2 protein-coding genes are annotated in these 700 nt (G+C 57.3%); both read right to left on the reverse strand.

Going from position 1 to position 700, the window contains the following annotated elements; translation table 11 throughout:
- The coding region (locus EN993_RS36465) for a GntR family transcriptional regulator (RefSeq protein WP_245469090.1) at positions 1-307 on the reverse strand (307 nt) is incomplete at its 3' end.
- Positions 308-413: 106 nt separating this feature from the next.
- Positions 414-700 (reverse strand): amidohydrolase family protein (locus EN993_RS36470; RefSeq protein WP_164758088.1); only part of this gene is annotated, 287 nt, incomplete at its 5' end.

Raw genomic sequence — 700 nt, forward strand, 5'->3', positions numbered from 1 at the left:
CTGGTGAAATCCGGCCGATCGCCTGCACTGCCGCCTCAGGTTCGAGGATTTCGCGAACCTTCAGGCTGTGCATGTACTCGCTGAAGTCCACATGCCTCACCATGAAGGAACGATTGGCCACCTTGACCACCAGCCCTTCGCCTTCAAGGCGCTGAAGCGCTTCACGCATCGGTGTGCGCGATACGCCGAGAGCCTCGGAGAGCTTGCCTTCGACGATCACTTCACCGCCGCGCAGTCGACTGGAGTGAATGGCTTCCGAGACCGCTCGATAGGCGATCTGTGACAGGTTGTAATTGGTTTTGGTCACGCGGGACGGGACGTCCGCTTCGTTCTCGTTTCGCCGCACGACTTGGGATCGCGTCCTATCGGCGTTGCTTTTGCTTTCTACCAAAACGTCCTCGATCTTTTCTCGTTCAATGCGTGGCCTTCGACGCGTATATCGATCTGCTTCGTTCCAAGTATTGCCCGGTCTTTGCCGGGCCAACAAGTACACGGTCCTTTATTATGGGGTTGCCGCGCAAGATCGTGGTTACCGGCCAGCCGGTGACGACCATCCCCTCAAAGGGCGTGTAGTCGCAACCATGATGCAAATCCGTCTGGTGGATGGTCCTGCACAGGTGCGGATCCCAAAGCACGATATCAGCGTCCGAACCGATTGCGATTGTACCTTTGCGCGGGTACAGACCGTAGGTCTTGGCAT

This window comes from Mesorhizobium sp. M7D.F.Ca.US.004.01.2.1 (assembly GCF_003997785.1).
GTDB classification, from domain to species: Bacteria; Pseudomonadota; Alphaproteobacteria; order Rhizobiales; family Rhizobiaceae; genus Mesorhizobium; species Mesorhizobium loti.